At 37.0% G+C, this 16389-nt stretch carries 17 protein-coding genes; 10 read left to right on the forward strand and 7 right to left on the reverse strand.

Annotation, left to right across the window (positions count from 1 at the left end; all coding sequences use genetic code 11):
- Positions 1-68: 68 nt before the first annotated feature.
- On the reverse strand, positions 69-863 hold the full coding sequence (locus tag FH508_RS01395; RefSeq protein WP_173478805.1) for an EcsC family protein: 795 nt from the start codon (positions 861-863) through the stop codon (positions 69-71).
- A 73-nt stretch (positions 864-936) separates the two neighbouring features.
- Complete coding sequence (locus FH508_RS01400; protein ID WP_173478804.1) at positions 937-2295, reverse strand: MocR-like pyridoxine biosynthesis transcription factor PdxR; 1359 nt, start codon at positions 2293-2295, stop codon at positions 937-939.
- A gap of 96 nt (positions 2296-2391) precedes the next feature.
- Here FH508_RS01400 and FH508_RS01405 point away from each other — a divergent pair, with 96 nt between their 5' ends.
- Together FH508_RS01405 and FH508_RS01410 are read left to right on the forward strand one after the other, a co-directional pair.
- Positions 2392-2973, forward strand: coding sequence for a GNAT family N-acetyltransferase (locus tag FH508_RS01405; protein WP_173478803.1), 582 nt, complete (start codon positions 2392-2394; stop codon positions 2971-2973).
- 154 nt (positions 2974-3127) lie between these two features.
- The gene (locus FH508_RS01410) at positions 3128-4282 is read left to right on the forward strand and encodes an L-aspartate--L-methionine ligase LdmS (protein ID WP_173478802.1); all 1155 of its coding nucleotides are present in this window, start codon (positions 3128-3130) and stop codon (positions 4280-4282) included.
- Positions 4283-4373: 91 nt separating this feature from the next.
- On the opposite strand, the gene FH508_RS01415 is transcribed toward FH508_RS01410, so the two are convergent.
- The 4 genes from FH508_RS01415 to FH508_RS01430 all read right to left on the reverse strand — a co-directional run bounded on the left by FH508_RS01415 (position 4374) and on the right by FH508_RS01430 (position 7633).
- Positions 4374-5081 carry an ABC transporter permease gene (locus tag FH508_RS01415; protein WP_173478801.1) on the reverse strand — a complete coding sequence of 236 codons (708 nt, stop codon included), beginning with the start codon at positions 5079-5081 and terminating at the stop codon, positions 4374-4376.
- Positions 5078-5929, reverse strand: a complete 852-nt coding sequence (locus tag FH508_RS01420; protein ID WP_173478800.1) for an ABC transporter ATP-binding protein — start codon at positions 5927-5929, stop codon at positions 5078-5080. Before FH508_RS01420 ends, FH508_RS01415 begins: the two co-directional genes overlap by 4 nt.
- A gap of 144 nt (positions 5930-6073) precedes the next feature.
- On the reverse strand, positions 6074-7030 hold the full coding sequence (locus FH508_RS01425; RefSeq protein ID WP_228134348.1) for a LytTR family transcriptional regulator DNA-binding domain-containing protein: 957 nt from the start codon (positions 7028-7030) through the stop codon (positions 6074-6076).
- 30 nt (positions 7031-7060) lie between these two features.
- Positions 7061-7633, reverse strand: coding sequence for a dienelactone hydrolase family protein (locus FH508_RS01430; RefSeq protein ID WP_173478798.1), 573 nt, complete (start codon positions 7631-7633; stop codon positions 7061-7063).
- Between the two features lie 461 nt (positions 7634-8094).
- On the opposite strand from FH508_RS01430, the gene FH508_RS01435 reads away from it, so the two are divergent.
- The 5 genes from FH508_RS01435 to FH508_RS01455 all read left to right on the forward strand — a co-directional run bounded on the left by FH508_RS01435 (position 8095) and on the right by FH508_RS01455 (position 12383).
- Positions 8095-8928, forward strand: coding sequence for an alpha/beta fold hydrolase (locus tag FH508_RS01435; protein WP_173478797.1), 834 nt, complete (start codon positions 8095-8097; stop codon positions 8926-8928).
- A gap of 204 nt (positions 8929-9132) precedes the next feature.
- Positions 9133-9849, forward strand: a complete 717-nt coding sequence (locus FH508_RS01440) for a carboxymuconolactone decarboxylase family protein (RefSeq protein ID WP_173478796.1) — start codon at positions 9133-9135, stop codon at positions 9847-9849.
- A gap of 13 nt (positions 9850-9862) precedes the next feature.
- Positions 9863-10549, forward strand: a complete 687-nt coding sequence (locus FH508_RS01445) for a CoA transferase subunit A (RefSeq protein ID WP_173478795.1) — start codon at positions 9863-9865, stop codon at positions 10547-10549.
- The gene (locus tag FH508_RS01450) at positions 10542-11177 is read left to right on the forward strand and encodes a 3-oxoacid CoA-transferase subunit B (RefSeq protein WP_173478794.1); all 636 of its coding nucleotides are present in this window, start codon (positions 10542-10544) and stop codon (positions 11175-11177) included. Before FH508_RS01445 ends, FH508_RS01450 begins: the two co-directional genes overlap by 8 nt.
- A 12-nt stretch (positions 11178-11189) precedes the next feature.
- On the forward strand, positions 11190-12383 hold the full coding sequence (locus FH508_RS01455) for a thiolase family protein (protein ID WP_173478793.1): 1194 nt from the start codon (positions 11190-11192) through the stop codon (positions 12381-12383).
- A gap of 32 nt (positions 12384-12415) precedes the next feature.
- Here the strand turns inward: FH508_RS01455 and FH508_RS01460 are convergent, their stop codons facing one another.
- Positions 12416-12742 (reverse strand): DUF3870 domain-containing protein, encoded by a 327-nt coding sequence (locus FH508_RS01460; RefSeq protein ID WP_173478792.1) that lies wholly within the window; start codon positions 12740-12742, stop codon positions 12416-12418.
- A gap of 108 nt (positions 12743-12850) precedes the next feature.
- On the opposite strand from FH508_RS01460, the gene FH508_RS01465 reads away from it, so the two are divergent.
- The 3 genes from FH508_RS01465 (at position 12851) to FH508_RS01475 (ending at position 16378) form a co-directional block, all read left to right on the forward strand.
- Positions 12851-14182 (forward strand): short-chain fatty acid transporter, encoded by a 1332-nt coding sequence (locus FH508_RS01465; RefSeq protein WP_173478791.1) that lies wholly within the window; start codon positions 12851-12853, stop codon positions 14180-14182.
- Positions 14183-14868: 686 nt separating this feature from the next.
- Positions 14869-15498 carry a carboxymuconolactone decarboxylase family protein gene (locus tag FH508_RS01470; RefSeq protein WP_173478790.1) on the forward strand — a complete coding sequence of 210 codons (630 nt, stop codon included), beginning with the start codon at positions 14869-14871 and terminating at the stop codon, positions 15496-15498.
- Positions 15479-16378, forward strand: coding sequence for a 3-hydroxyacyl-CoA dehydrogenase NAD-binding domain-containing protein (locus FH508_RS01475; protein ID WP_255639739.1), 900 nt, complete (start codon positions 15479-15481; stop codon positions 16376-16378). Before FH508_RS01470 ends, FH508_RS01475 begins: the two co-directional genes overlap by 20 nt.
- Positions 16379-16389: the final 11 nt, after the last annotated feature.

A 16389-nucleotide genomic window follows, 5' to 3' on the forward strand; every position in this document is an offset into this window, starting at 1 on the left:
GCGGCTTACGTCGCGTGCTTTCTAGCAGCTAAATATAAATTGTTTATGAATTGTGTGAGTGCCTGGCACTATTTTAATTTTTCGTATATTCTTCTTTTTCGGTATAGCATGATGCCTGTTTCTGCAACATCTTGCATCATGCCTTTATTTGCGTAAGCCCCGAAGATCATACCTGCTATCGGAACCATTTGGAAAAGCTTTTTCCAGCCCATTTGATCTCGATATGTGAAGAATACTTCTTGCCACCCTTGAAGTTGTGAAATCATCGTTTCGGAAACTTGTTGATTGTCGTGCATTGATGAAATTTCTTCTAAAATAGCTTCTTTACCTACAATATCAGCGGATGTAAATTGTAGGCACTTCACGATGAAAATACGTTCCATTTTATCATTCGGGTCAAAGCCGTGAATAATGGCAATTTCCTGTAATGTTTTTAAAGCCATTCCTAAAATAAAAGGGATATCAATCGCCAATGTGAAAATACCGCCAAAACCAGTAGAGGCACCTTGAACTGTTGCCAATTTCACGCGTTCCTTTTGAAGCTTATCACTTAGAGCAATCATCTCTTCTAAAGGAATGTTACCGATATCAGAGATTGCAAAAATATTTTGATGTGAAGACTGGTTACGGATTTTTTGAATCATCGTTTGTTCGTTGATTAAATATTTGCCACCTGATTGAACATAGCTACCAAGCTCATCGACAAGTAAGGCGAGTTTCTGTTGAATAAAAGCAGGCGTCATTTTATCTAAAATCTTAAAGGGAATACGTCCTAATCTTTCCCAAAACCATAGCCCTTTTTGGTCTTTTTCCCACGCTTCAATTTCTTGTAAATAAATTTTTAATTGCTCCTGATTCTCCATTATCTAGTCCCCTTGTGAGTGCATTTAGTTACAATACGTAAACGAATCTAAAAAGTTTCAAGTACAACATAATCTATTGCCATACAGAAGCAAGTAATGTAATGCCCTCTTCAATTTGTTCAAGTGTTAATCCACCATATCCAATAATAATCATGCCATGTTCAGTTGGGTGTTGATATGAAGTAGAACAAGGATAGACATTGATACCTACCGCATGAGCAAGCTGGATAGCAATATGCTCGGACAATCTTGTAGGTAATTTTACAATAATATGTAGACCAGCATTTTCGCCTATAATTTCAAATTCCTCAGAGAATTGACTACGAATCGCTGCAAGTAAAGTCTGTTGCTTTTTACGATAGATAGTGCGCATTTTTGCTAAATGTTTATCGAATAGCCCTTGCCCAAGAAAATCAGCAAGCACGAGCTGATCTACCTTTGAAACGACTGACTTTTGTTCCTGATGGAAGCGGGTAAATCCAGCCACTAGTGATTTGGGCAAAATCATATAGCTAATACGTAGAGAAGGTAGCAGTGTTTTTGAACATGTACCAAAATATATGACTCGCTGTAACTGATCCATGTTCGCGAGAGAAGGGATTGGAAGCCCCTTATAACGAAATTCCGAATCATAATCATCCTCGATAATAAATGTGTTATTGGAGGTTGCCCATTGTAACAGTGATGCACGGCGTTCGATTGACATTACCATACCAAGTGGAAATTGATGTGCGGGTGTTGTGTATAACATGTGAATAGCTTTATTTGGCACAGTAGTTCCTGAGTTATCCACAGGAATCGGGTGAATTGGTAAACCACATTGCTGTAAAGTTGCCCGCACTCGTTTAAAGCCTGGTTCTTCTATACCGACTTGGGTTTGTGGTCCAAAGAAATGGCATAGCGCTTGCAGTTGGCTTTGTGTTCCGCTGTAGATAAATACTTGCGATGGTTCACAAATAACGCCTCGTGAGCGTCCAACATAGTGGGCAATCTCTTGTCTTAATGCAGTCTCTCCTTGCCACGGACTTATGGATAAAACATCTATCGTAAAGTGTTTTTTCATTAGCTTATGAAATGTTTGTAGTGGGAAAGCCGCTTTATCCACATGCCCATTACTAAAATCAAATTTCACTTTGTCATGCGTTTGCAAGGAAACTGTATTTGTTGTTTGAGCTTGTTGAAGCCATTCAAACTCCAACGGTGCTATATAGTAACCTGAGCGCTCTTTACTGTAAATATAACCTTCTGCCAGCAATTGCTCATAGGCTTCTTTAATAGTATGAACACTAACATTTAATGTTGTTGCAAGCATACGTTTTGAAGGTAATTGTTCATGTGCTAAAAGTTTATGTAAAACAATAGCTTGTTTAATGCTTTCATAAATCTGTACATATTTCGGGATAAGTCCTGTGAATGAAATCGAAAGTTCCATCGTCTATCAACTCCTTGGTATGGTCAATATATTCAAAATTGGTTATATCCATCATATCAAAATTGCAGTTAAATAATATAAAAGGAGTGAAGGTCATTGAAATTTAACGTTTTAGAAAATGAAGTCGTCTTATTAAAACCTCTAGCAAAAGAAGATATCCAAGGGTTACTTGTAGCAGGAAGTTATCCAGAGATTTGGCCATATTTGCCCACAGCGATAGAAAATGAAATGGATGTGCATAACTTTGTGGAAAACGCCTTATCTAACAAAGATAGACAGATAGAGTTTCCATTTGTCATTGTGGATAAGCATTCAGGACAAATTATAGGATCAACTCGCTATATGGACATAGATCATAAGCACAAACGTCTGGAAATAGGCACTACATGGCTTACTCCAGCATTTTGGCGAACTGCTGTAAATACTAATTGCAAATATTTATTACTTAGCTATTGTTTTGATGTACTAGGCTTACACCGTGTTCAAATTAAAACTGACCATGAAAATATACGCTCTCAAAGGGCAATTGAGCGGATAGGGGCTACAAAAGAAGGTATTCTACGCAATCATATGATCCGTAAAGATGGTTCAATTCGGCATACGGTAATGTATAGTATGACATTAGAAGAATGGCCCGAAGTAAAAGCGCGAATAGAGCAATTTTTAGCATTAACCTAACTAAAAATCTTTCTACTTTCGATTTCCTTACTAAAAAAAGTAAAAAAATGGATATTTGCTAGTCTTATAATCTAGTTTTTGTAAAATTATGTGTGAGTTGTGGTAATCAAGGGTAGATTACTTAAAATCTATTTTTGAAAAGTGGGGGAATAGTATGTTAAAGCCTAAATTAACATTACGACAAATTTACGGTGATAATGCTGTGTATACACCTCGTACACCATATAGCGATAATCCGTGGATGATGGATGATTGTCATAAATTAGATGCATTAACAGCAAGGGAAGTCGCCATCGCGGATATCCCTGTATTAGTGCATCGTGCAACACAAACAGCGAAGGCTAAAAAACTACATGAATTAGCGGGTTTAAGTTGGGTAGAGCAGCCATATACGTATGAAACACAAGAAGAATATTTAGCGCAATTAGATGCATGGTGTGAAGAAGGGAAGACGATTGTTTGCCAGTATTTACATGATGCAGAGCATATGAACCGTAATTGCTATTGGATGGATGCTGCCAAATTTAATGAGCTAAATACAAAAGCTTATATTGACCATTTAATTGATAGTAAATACGTACCAAGCCGTTTGAATATCGAACTATATAGATTATCGGATGCAATGAAAAATTGGAAGCCACCTGTTGTGCTCAAGCCAGGAGATGATTCACCCACTTCTGGTGGATACGGCGTCATCATTTGCCAAAATCAAGATGAGTTAACAGAGGGTTTACGCCAATTTCGTATGAATGGTACGGAAAGCATTATTATCGAAGAATTGTTACAGGCAAAAGATAATTATAGTTGTCAGTACGTGTATTCTGAAGAGCTCGGTATACAGTATTTAGGTGCTTCTCAACAAATGACAGATGAAAATGGAATTTATGAGGGGAATGTCATTGTAGAAAAAGTACCAGATAAAGTGATTGAAGTAGGACGCCATATAATGGAGCAAGGTGTAGCAGAAGGCTTCGTTGGTGTAGCTGGGTTTGACTTAATCGTCACAGAGGCAGGAGATGTGCAGGCGATTGATTTGAACTTCCGCCAAAACGGCTCTACCTCTATGTTAATGTTTCATGAAGCATTAGGTAAACCAGTTAATAAATTTGCCTCTTATGCATCAAAAGGTGTGGAACATAATGAACAATTTTTTCAAAAGATTGAGCAACTGATAGAGCAAAATGTTCTATTCCCATTAGCTTTTTATGATGGGGATTATTTTGAAAGCGAAGTTCCATCGAGATTTGTTGGTATTTGGTATGCAGACACATTAGAAGAAATCGAAAAACTTGAACAACAATTGCTTTAATGGAAAATTGTTTGAGTGCCTGGCACTTAAACAAATGCAAAGCATTAAGAGGAAAATCTTAATGCCTTGCTAATACGCTGAAAGAATGGTTTTAATCTACCATTCTTTTTTTATAAACAAATCCAGTAACAATCCAAGCTACTGCTGACCAAGCAATAATAATAATGATAGGGATGATATAGTCCATCGAAGAGTAGTTACCTTCCAAAGCTTCTGCTAGAAGTACTAATTGAGCACTTGGAAGCCATTTTGCAATTTCTAAAACAGGATAAACAGAAGCTAAAGTTAAGGCAAACGGTCCAAATGAGAAAATAAACATAACAGGTAATACGATAATCGATGCTTCCATAATTGTTTTTGCAAATAACCCACATAATGTTCCTAAGGCGATATAAAAAACGATAGAAAGTAATAGGGCAATAGCTAATATAAACAGGTTAGCTGGCTCGTAGCCAACAAGGAAAATCGACAAAGCTACTACTACAATCGTAACAATAGAGACAAACAAGCTTTTACCTATTAAAATATCTCCAAGTGAAGCAGGAGAAAGCATTAAACTTCGAAGAGTATTTTTCTCCTTTTCTTCTGCAATTAAGCAACATTGTACATAGGCAGTCACAACAGCAAACACTAAATTTATTGGTAAAAAATAAGCGTCAATACTATCCGTTCCGATTTTATTATAAGCAAACGCTAAAATTAAGGGTAAAAAAATCATAACAGACACTGCATAATTTCTTGAGAATTCCTTGTAGTCCTTCATAAAAATAGCTTGAATACGCGTTATTGATATATTCATATTAAATCACTCCCTGTTATTTGCATAAAAATATCGCCTAAAGTTGGTTCGTTTGTATAGATACGTGCCACTGCATTTGATTGCATCCAATCATATAATTGTTTTGCATCTTGATCGCCATTTTGAATCGTTTCAGATTGGCCATTTTTCAATTCTACAGTAAGCGTTTCATCTCCAAATTCACTTTTTAATTGCTTCGGTGAACCGATTGCTCGAATTTTTCCTTGGTGTAAAAAGGCAACACGATCACAAAGTATTTCTGCCTCGCTCATATCGTGTGTTGTTAAAAAGATAGTTGTTCCGAGCGCATTTAATTTTCTTAAGCCGTTATAAATATGCTGAGTATTCACTGGGTCAAGTGCTGATGTTGGCTCATCCAAAAATAACAATTCAGGTTTATGCATAATGGCACGAGCTAGCGTCACACGTTGAATCATACCTTTAGAGAGCTGACTCACTTTCTTTTTGCGCTCTGCATAAAGGTTAACAAAATCTAACGCCTCTTTTACTGCTGTATGAGGTAATTGATACAAATTACTATATAGTAATAAATTTTCTTCAATTGAAAGCCGTGTATACAGCCCACTATTATCCGTTAAGATGCCGAAGCGCTGACGATTTTGGCTAGATTTCATTTCACTAGCTGGTCGATTAAATAATGAAACCTCTCCAGCCGTTTTTTCGGTTTGCGCGGTTAATATTTTAATAGTAGTTGTTTTACCAGAGCCGCTTGGACCAAGAAAACCAAATATTTCTCCTTTTTTAATAGTAAAGGAAACATCCTGCAATGCAGCCTCACGATTAAAGACCTTTTTTAAATGTTGCACATCAATAATTACTGTCTCCATGTGTAAACCTCCTGTGGTTGTTGATAACCTCACTTTAAAGCACGATGGAGGAGTAAACATTAAATTACTGGTGAAAGGCGGAAAATTGAGCGTCAATGGAGAAATATACAGCTGACAGGAGTCGTTTATTTCCTGGGAAATCTACTATATTCCGAGTATTTCTTTTAAATCTGCTAGTTTATTTTTCGACAAAGGTACAATTGTTTTTTCGTTGCTATTTAAAGCAAGACTGTAGCTATTACGCGTCCACGTAATAATCTCACGTACTTTTTGCAGGTTAACAATATAAGAACGATGGCTTCTAAAAAAGCCGAATGGTGTCAATTTCTGTTCTAATTCATTCAGGGATAATGTGCATGGATAAGCTTCAGTTGCAACATAAACACTTACAATACCTTCCACACTTTCAATGTAATCTATTTCTGGAGGATTAAATAAAATGATTTTGTCATTTTTCTTCGTTGGAATTTTATCAAGCCTTATAGGTGCATTTTCAATAGGAGTAGAAGCTGTTTCCATTTCCTCCTCTTTAACATCGAGTGCATGTAAACCGAATGCATCCAATCTGTATATTTTCCCACACGAAATAATTAGGTCCTCCAAATTGTTTGAAAGTAAAACTACGGATTTTTCTTGTTTTTGAAGTGCCATTAAAAGCTTGAGCACATTTTGTTTCGAAAATTCATCTAAGTTTTGAAGGGGTTCTTCGATTATTTGAGTAGGAGCTGAATTTAGATATGTATATAACAATTTTAAACGTTGCTTTTCCCCATATTGAAGTTTAAGAATTTTAGTATTCCTTTGATCAGTTAAAGCAAATAGTTTTAAAATGGCCTCTTTATTATGTAGATGGGGTGAAAAAAGTTTTATAGAAAAATGGATATACTCATCCACTGTTAGTCGTTCGTATAATGCACCTTCACGAATATGCGTATATGTCTTTTCTTGCTTTGTAAACCAATGCATTAAAGTATTGATTTTCGTTACATCTGTGTGGATACCTACAATCGTTCCTATATGCAAAGGAAGTTGAAAGCTTGGAAAGATGACATTTCCTGATTCCGTGTATGGATCGATTTCTAAAAGCTGCTGTTGATTCAAAATGATAACCTCCATTTTTCATAATTAGGTTTATAAAAATTTTTTAATAAATGCCTGCGCTAACATAGCACTTTCTTGATCAAATGAAGCGTTATAACGATCCATAAAGCCATGTTTCCCTGGAAATTGTATCGTTTGTACAAAGGGATGACGCTTTAGTGTATGACTCAATTCTTCGACATTAAAACTTTTTTCAAAACTAGGAAAAATAATTAGTGTCGGGCAATTCGGTTGCAAGTCAACATATTGGCGAATGCGGGAGCCGTATATACAAACAACACGATATAACGGCAGTTCGGCAAGACGCCAAGCAAGTGTTGCGCCTACACTATAACCAATTACAATTACTTTTTCATATTGTTGTATGGCAGTGTTTAGTTGTGTAATGAGCATTTCTAAAGGCGCATCGAAGCCAATTTCATTAGTGAAATAGTGGTAAGCCTCTTTTTCCTGATTATAAGTAAAGCTTCTTTTATCTGAATAAAGATGAATACAAACTACCTCGGTATGCTTATCCATAAAGGAACATGCCTGTTCTCGAATAAAATCATTAACCCCATAAATTTCATGTATAATAAATATTTTTCTATTTTTTCTATTCAAAAGAAACTCCTTTTTGCTTTTTCAAATAGTGTAACAAAAAGTAATTCTGTCGTACATTTAATCCATTAAAAGTAAATTTATGGTTTGGTAATTTTTATGGCAATATAGTTTTATTTCAATAAGGAAATATCTTGCGTAATACAAATGTATATAATTGGTAAATAACTAAATAACAATAGGTTTAGCCCATATAGAAAATGTAAAATGGAAATTGGAAATAGATATTAATTATTTCAAAATAATATTTTTCTGAGAAAAGGAAAGTGGGTTTTTCTAAATGTTGCAATGAAAAAGGTGCAATGTATGTATTCGCTCTAGAAAAAATTTTTTGACTTTTTTGAAATAACAATGTAAAAATAACTTTATCTTTATTCGGCGAATGTTTAGGTGAGGGATAAAGAATGTTCCTCTTACAAATGCGCTTTTACACGCCGCATAATTTATAAGGGAGGATGATGGAAATGGAATACCAAACAATAGAAGTGAATGGTAGTGCGTTACATTTTGCAGATTATCCAGGCGAGAAAGGGACTATTATTGCCGTCCATGGTTTAACTGGTAACCATATGCAAATGCATTACTATGCTGAGCTTTTAAAAGGTGACTATCGTTTTATTTCGGTTGACTTAAAAGGGCGTGGTAATAGTGCACCAGCACCAGCAAATACAAGTATTGAGTTACATACACAAGATATTTTAGCTTTGCTTGATGCATTAAACATTGAGAGCCCGATATTAATGGGTTACTCAATGGGAGCATTTATTATGGCGAATGTTGCTAGTAAGCGTAAAGATGTAAAAGGGGTCATTTTACTTGATGGAGCAGCAACTTGTACAGATCATCAACGCCAAATTGTTGAGCCTTCACTAGGTCGAATTAGCAAGCCGTATGAATCAGCAGATGCGTATATCGAGGAAATAAAGGCAATTTATGGTCGATTAGGTGTTGAATGGACGGATCATTTAGCTAGTGTCGGTCGTTATGAAATTGCAGCCCAGGATGGACATTGGGGAAATAAGTCTGATGAAGAGAAAATTCGTTTAGATTTTCAAAGTTTTTATGACTACAAGCCTGCAGAGGTTTTTGAAAAAGTGGACTGCCCAATCCTTTTAATTCATTCAACTGGCGGTATTGGAGCAATGCCCGCATTATTTTTAGCAGAATCTTATACTGAAACACTTAAATATGCTAAAAACATTTGGAAATTCACTTCAAATAGCAATCATTACACTTTGGTTTTTGAAGAGAGAAAAGATGTTAACCGAGTAATAGCGCGCTTTTTAGAGCGTTTTTGAAAAAAAGAGTTGCAGTTTTTAAAATTTTATGCGAATAATTAAATAACAAATATTAAATGCCTATCGAGCAGCTGTAGAAAAATGACCTTTTTCTACTTTCCCTGCTTGACTGTTGGCTACACTTTTCTAAATGTACGGTATATGCCGTCTTTGGGGAAGTGTGGCCTTTTTTTATTCAAAATTAACAAAAAGGGGATTTGTTGGATGAATACAGGATTAGAGTATTTTAAAAAAGTTTATGATGTTGTACCTGAATGGGTGCAAAAAATGCATGATTATAATCCAGCAATGCTAGACCATTATACAGCACTACGTGGCGCAGCTATGGCACCAGGTGTCCTATCTGTCAAAGACAAAGACATTTTATTAGTTGGCATGAATGCTGCAAGACATTATGCACGTAGCATGGTGTACCATACAAAAGGCGCCATGGATGGTGGGGCTACACTTGAGGAATTGATAGAGTACTTGCTTATAGCATTTAACTATGGCGGAGAAAGAGCCTTACAAATTGGCTTGCAGTCCTTTGACTATGCTTTAGAACTAACAAATACGACTGCTGATAAAATTTCACATGATGCTTCAGCAATTGAGATTGTGCGCTATTACAGTACGTTTGCATCAACAAATCAAAGTAAGGCCTATTTTGAGAAATTAGTAAGCTTTTTTGTTGAAAAAGATGAAAACGCTTTAAAAGTGGCGTTGCTTGATAGCAATGTTGTTTCGACGCAAATGAAGCATATTTTGATGACAGGCATTTACACAACAGTATTGAAAAATGAGGAAACAGAATATTGGGCTAAACAATCACGTGAAGTAGGTGTGGAAGAATCAGAATTGGCAGAGTTAGGCTATATTTGCCTATTAACAGCTGGCATTCCTTCATGGTTTGAAATCAGTGATGCGCTTATCCAAAAGTAATGGAGTGAAGACAATGAAAATTTATGAATCCGTAGAACAGGCTTTATCTTGTGTTGAAAGTGGTCAAACGATAATGGTAGGTGGCTTTGGCTTAGTAGGTGGGCCACTTACTTTAATAGATGCTCTAGTAGAGTTAGAGATTAATGATCTAACCATTATTAGCAATAACTTAGGAGAAAAAGGGAAGGGTCTTGGGAAATTGCTAGAGCAAAAGAAAGTAAAGAAAGCAATTGGCTCATACTTTACTGGCAATCGAGATGTTGGCGAAGCATTTCAACGAGGCGAACTCGAAATTGAATTATTACCCCAAGGTACATTAGCTGAATCGATTCGAGCTGGTGGTGCAGGAATTGGTGGTTATTATACGAAAACGTCTGTTGGAACAGATTTGGCGAAAGGGAAAGAAACAAAACTAATCAATGGTGAAGAATATGTTTTTGAGCAAGCATTAAAGGCGGATGTCGCAATTATTCGTGCACATAAGGCAGATAGACTTGGGAATTTAGTGTATTACAAAACCGCACGGAATTTTAATCCGATTATGGCAACTGCAGCGAAGACTGTCATTGTTGAGGTAGATGAAATTGTGGAAGCAGGCGAACTAAGCAGTGATGAGATCATTACGCCACATTTATTCATTGATCGAGTGATTGTAGCACAGAAGATTTTAACGAAGGAAGGCGTTGTGGATCATGGCTAATCCAATTCAGGAGCTAATAGCAAAAAGAGCTGCAAAAGAAGTTGCAAATGGACAAATTATTAATCTAGGTATTGGTATCCCTACACTTGTTGCAAAGTATGTAGAAAATGACAATGTCCACTTTCATACAGAAAACGGCATGCTCGGAGTAGTAGGTGTAGATGAGGAGGATATTGATCCGAATGTAGTGAATGCTGGAAAAATGCCTGTTGGAGAAGCAATTGGTTCATCCTTTTTTAATAGTGCAGAATCGTTCGGCATGATTCGAGGGGGGCATGTAGATGTCGCCATTTTAGGTGTATTACAAGTGGATGAACAAGCACGTATCGCCAATTGGGCAGTTCCAGGGAAAAATATTATTGGTGTTGGTGGTGCAATGGATTTATTAATCGGTGCACAGAAGGTCATTGTTACAATGACGCATACATCAAAAGATGGTAAAAGTAAGATTATAAAAAATTGTACTTATCCGATTACCTCAACACGTAGCGTGGATACGATTATTACTGAATTGGCTGTTTTTAACTATGTGGATGGACAGTTACATTTGGTTGAATTAATGCCTGGCATTACATTACAGCAAGTAGAGGCTAGCACTGAAGCAAGCTTTGTCAATGCGTTGAAATAGGAGGGATATTGCATGAAAGAAGTAGTTATTGTAGAAGGAATTCGAACAGCTATAGGGAAGTTAGGCGGTTCATTGATTAATGAGACAGCGGATATTCTTGGTTCGACAGTTATTCGCGAACTTCTAAATCGTACACAGCTAGACCCCACACTAATTGATGAAGTGATTTTGGGACAAGCAAAACAAAGTGCGGATCAATCCAATGTGGCGCGTCTTGCATCTCTACGTGCCGAGCTACCAATTACCGTACCTGGTTATACAGTACATCGCCAATGTGGCTCTGGCTTACAATCCATTAATAATGCGGCACAGCAAATTGCTCTTGGCTATAGCGATATTATTATCGCAGGAGGAACAGAATCCATGAGTACAGCTCCATATTACTTACGCAATGCTCGCTATGGATATGGCGTTGGTAATGCTGTCCTGTTAGATCCGAATACAGAAAGCCAACCAGGCTCACAACCGTTTGAAGTTTATGGCATTTCAACGATGGGTGAAACAGCAGAAAATTTAGCCGAAAAATATTCAATTTCTCGTGAAGAGCAAGATGCATTTGCACATCGTAGTCAAGAACTTACAGCGAAGGCCATACAAGAAGGTTATTTTGACAAACAAATCGTACCTTACGAAGTGAAAAAACGAAAATCAATAGATATTTTTGATAAAGATGAGCATCCATTTTTAACGAGTAAAGAGAAGTTAAGTACGTTAAAACCTGTATTTCGTAAAGGTGGATCAGTAACAGCGGGCAATAGTAGTGGGCGTAATGACGGTGCAGCTGCATTGCTAATCATGTCGAATGAAAAGGCGCTAGAACTAGGCTATAAGCCAAAGGTAAAAATCATTGCACAAGCAGCCGCTGGAGTTGATCCATCGATAATGGGGATTGGTCCAGTTCCAGCGACATTAAAAGCCTTGAAGCAAGCAAATTTATCGATTCAAGATATAGATATTATTGAGTTAAATGAAGCTTTTGCTGCGCAATCTATCGCAGTGATTAATGAGCTCGGGTTAGATATAGATCGAGTAAATCCGAATGGTGGTGCGATCGCCATGGGGCATCCTATTGGGGCAACTGGTGCCATTTTAATGACAAAACTTATTCATGAGCTTGAACGAACAGGCAAGCGTTATGGCTTAGTAACATTATGTATCGCAGGGGGACTTGGTGTTTCAACTATCGTTGAAAACTGCCAAGCATAGTGAACACCGAGTACATGACTCGGTGAAAATACTTAGCTATCTTTTTGAATTTTTTCAAGATATCTTTTTTGCGCAGACTTTAGAGCTACTACGACTGATCCACTTGATGGAGCATAATAGTGCTCATCTACACGAGCAATTAATTCATCAATATTGGCGGTAAGATCAAAGCCTATTAACATTCGTTTAAAGAAATCTTGAGCAAGATCAGTAACAAATGTAAATTCTGCATCAATAATTTTATGACTTTGTTGATCGATTTCTAACACAATGCCGGCATGTTTGTACATCTCGTACATAGACGTGCCTTGGGGTGCCTTAGCATAAGCGGTCACTAAAATACTAGTTAATTTTTGCAAGAAAATGCCCTCCAACATGTAAAGATTGTGATTTTATTTTATCATGTTTACACGTTAAAGAGCTAATTCCAAAAATTACTTAGGAGAACACATCAAGGGGGAAATTGTATGGAAAAGTTAACGAATTTTTTCACAAATGTAATGAAAAAATATTTACCAGACCCATTTGTATTTGCAATTGGACTTACATTATTAACGTTTGTATTGGCTCTAATAGTTGAAGATATTAGTTTTATGGATCTAACAACTGCCTGGGGTGGTGGCTTTTGGGATTTACTAGCCTTTACAACACAAATGGCTGTCATTCTTGCAATGGGTTATGTATTAGCTACAGCACCTATAACAGATAAGTTATTAAATAAAATTGCTAGTATGGTTCATACACCAAAAATGGCAATTATTGTGGCAACACTTGTTGGAGGTATCGGTAGTTATTTAAACTGGGGATTTGGTTTAGTAATTGGTGGGATTATCGCGAAAAAATTAGCGTTAAAAGTTAAAGGGGTCCATTATCCGCTAATTATTGCAGCTGCCTATTCTGGATTCACTTTCTATGGATTAGGTATATCTGCCTCTATTCCGATTTTAATTTCAACGCCTGGTCACTTCTTAGAAGGTGCCATGGGTTTAGTTACATTATCAGAAACAATTTTTAGCTTACCAATGATTATTACAACAATTGTTTTATTAATTACATTACCGCTATTTAATGCAATGCTGCATCCAAAAGATCCTAAAAATGTTGTGGAGATTGATCCCGCATTATATGCAGACCAACCAAAGGCAAAATTAAACCTTTTGGAAGACAATACATTAGCGAATAAATTAAATAACAGCCGCATTCTAGCTTACGCAATTGGTGCGTTAGGGCTGATTTATATTGTAATCTATTTCACAAAAGGGAATTCATTAAACTTAAATATTTTAAACTTTATTATTTTATTCTTAGGAATTATTTTACTAGGCACGCCTGCCCGTTATGTTGAGCACTTAGCTGATGGGGTTAAAACTATTTCAGGAATTATACTGCAATTTCCGTTCTACGCGGGGATTATGGCGATCATGGCAGCTTCGGGTTTAGTGGACACTATTGCTAAAATATTCGTTGACCTATCAAACGAACAAACACTTCCTTTCTGGGGATTAATTAGTTCCTTCTTCATTAACTTCTTTGCACCATCTGCAGGAGGACACTGGACAGTACAAGGTCCATTTATGATTGAGGCAGCAAAAGAATTAGGCGCATCCTTATCAGAAACGTCAATGTCCGTTATGTTAGGGAATGCTTGGAACGATTTAGTACAACCATTCTGGATTTTACCAGCACTGGCACTTTCTCGCTTGAAGTTAAAAGATATTATGGGCTTCCTAGTTATGATTATGTTCTTCGTAGGTGTTATTTACATTATAGCAATGTTAGCTTGGTCATATTTACTTTAGAAAATGATGAGTTAAGGTTATAGGATTTCAGCAAAAAATTCGCTAAACTTCTGTGGGAAAGCGAGCCAAGCGAGCCTCCGCAGATGCTTTAGCATTTGGGAGGGTTGCGGTTCCTCCACAGAAAGAGAGCGAATTTTTTGCATTGAAAGAAGTTCGTAAATCGCCGATAGAAGCTCGTGAATCGCCGATAAGACAGTGGAAATCGCCGATGGAAGCCCGTGAATCGCCGATAAGACAGTGGAAATCGCCGATGGAAGCCCGTGAATCGCCGATAAGATAGTGGAAATCGCCGATGGAAGCATGTGAATCGCCGATAAGACAGTGGAAATCGCCGATAAAAACCCGTGAATCGCCAGTAAACCCGCGGAAAGCATCCGCCGTAGCGGACAGCGACGACACATGGGACAAAACTAAAATATTTATAATAGAAGTAAAAATGTTCGTGAATTTTTACTATTAATTATGAAGAAGAACCTAGCTAATCTTTCTTTTGCCTAGATAAAAATTTGCAGATAGCACTAGATGATGGTAGCAAAGGCGGTGACTCCTGCGGGAACGCACAAAACGTAAGACGCAACAGACCGCGCGTAGCGAGGGGTGCGGCTTACGGTGTGCCCGCGGAAAGCACCCGCCCGTAGCGGACAGCGACATATGTCAAATAGCCAGTACCTGAGGGGGAAATATAAATGTCCAGCATGTATCAAGCACTTCTAACAGAAGGGGCTTTAACAAGAAAAGAAAAAACATTGTTACTTGTAGGATTATTTGCAGCAAGACGTGAGGAAAAACAAATGCTTTATTTCGTAAAGCAAGCAGTGGAAGAGGGCAATGCTGTCACAGAAATGGCAGAACTAATTGCATCAGCTATTATTTCTAGAGGTATTCCAACTTGGTTATCTGGAATAGAAGCTATCACCTATGCAATTCAGCTATCAGGTGACGCACAGGCCACTAAAATTGGCAAAGAGGTTGATGCATTTTCCTCCCAGCAGGAATGTATTGACTATTATCAAAGAGAGTTCGATGTATTACCAACATGGATTCAATATTTAGTAGATTATGCACCAGACACTTTACTAACATATAGCAACTTGCGTACAACATCTTTACGAGATGGTGCAGTATCTAGATTACTGAAGGAATTATTGCTGTATGCTATAAACGTTTGCGATGGCTATAAAAAAGGCATTCTGATTCATAAAACAAATGCCATTTCACTCGGTGCGAGTGTCGATATTTTAGATGAAGTAAAAGCAATATGTATTTATGCGGTTGGCATCAAAGCTTTATGGAATGATGAAGAAAGTAAAGCCTAACGAAGGAGAACTAACAATGCAAAAAGTACTAATAATAGGCGGAGGCTTTATGGGCTCGGCTATCGCGAAATATTTTGTGCAATATAACGTGGATGTTTATTTATATGAGCCTAATATGGAAAGATTACAGCAATTGAAGCAGCAATCGGATTTACACGAAATTACTTTTTTACAGCAACTAGAACAAATTGATGATTTATCATTTGTTTTTGAAGCAATTGTTGAAAATTTACAGGCTAAGCAATCTTTATTTGAACAACTGGATTCATTTTATGGAAGAGAAGTTACGTTTTGTACCAATACTTCGAGTTATTTAATTAGCGATATTGCAGTGAATATGTTGCATAAAGAACGCTTAATCGGGACGCATTTCTTTTCTCCCGCACATATTACCCCTTTAATAGAAGTGGTACCTAGCGCTTATACAGCCCAGGAACGGGCAAATGCTACTATGGAATTTTTACAGGGTGTTTGTAAAAAGCCTATTTTGTTAAAACGGGAAATTGAGGGCTTTGTAGCAAACAGACTACAAAGTGCACTTGCAAGAGAAGCGATGTCTTTAGTTGAAAAAGGAATTGTAACTGCTGAAGAGCTCGACTTTATTGCTAAAATGAGCCTTGGTGTACGATTAGCTCATACAGGACCACTTGAGCAACGGGATATTAATGGTTTAGATACACATTATGCCATTGTCGATCATGTATACCCGACTTTAGAGAATGGTACGAAACCACTTGCAATACATCATGCAAAAATAGAAGCCAAACAATATGGTATGAAAACCAATCAGGGCTTCTATGATTGGTCATCTATCGATAAACAACAATATTTAGCCGAAAAAGAAAAAATCCTAATAGATATTATTAAATTAGTTCAGTAGCGATCCAATAA

The organism is Lysinibacillus sp. CD3-6 (genome assembly GCF_006351725.2).
In the GTDB taxonomy this organism is placed as follows: domain Bacteria; phylum Bacillota; class Bacilli; order Bacillales_A; family Planococcaceae; genus Lysinibacillus.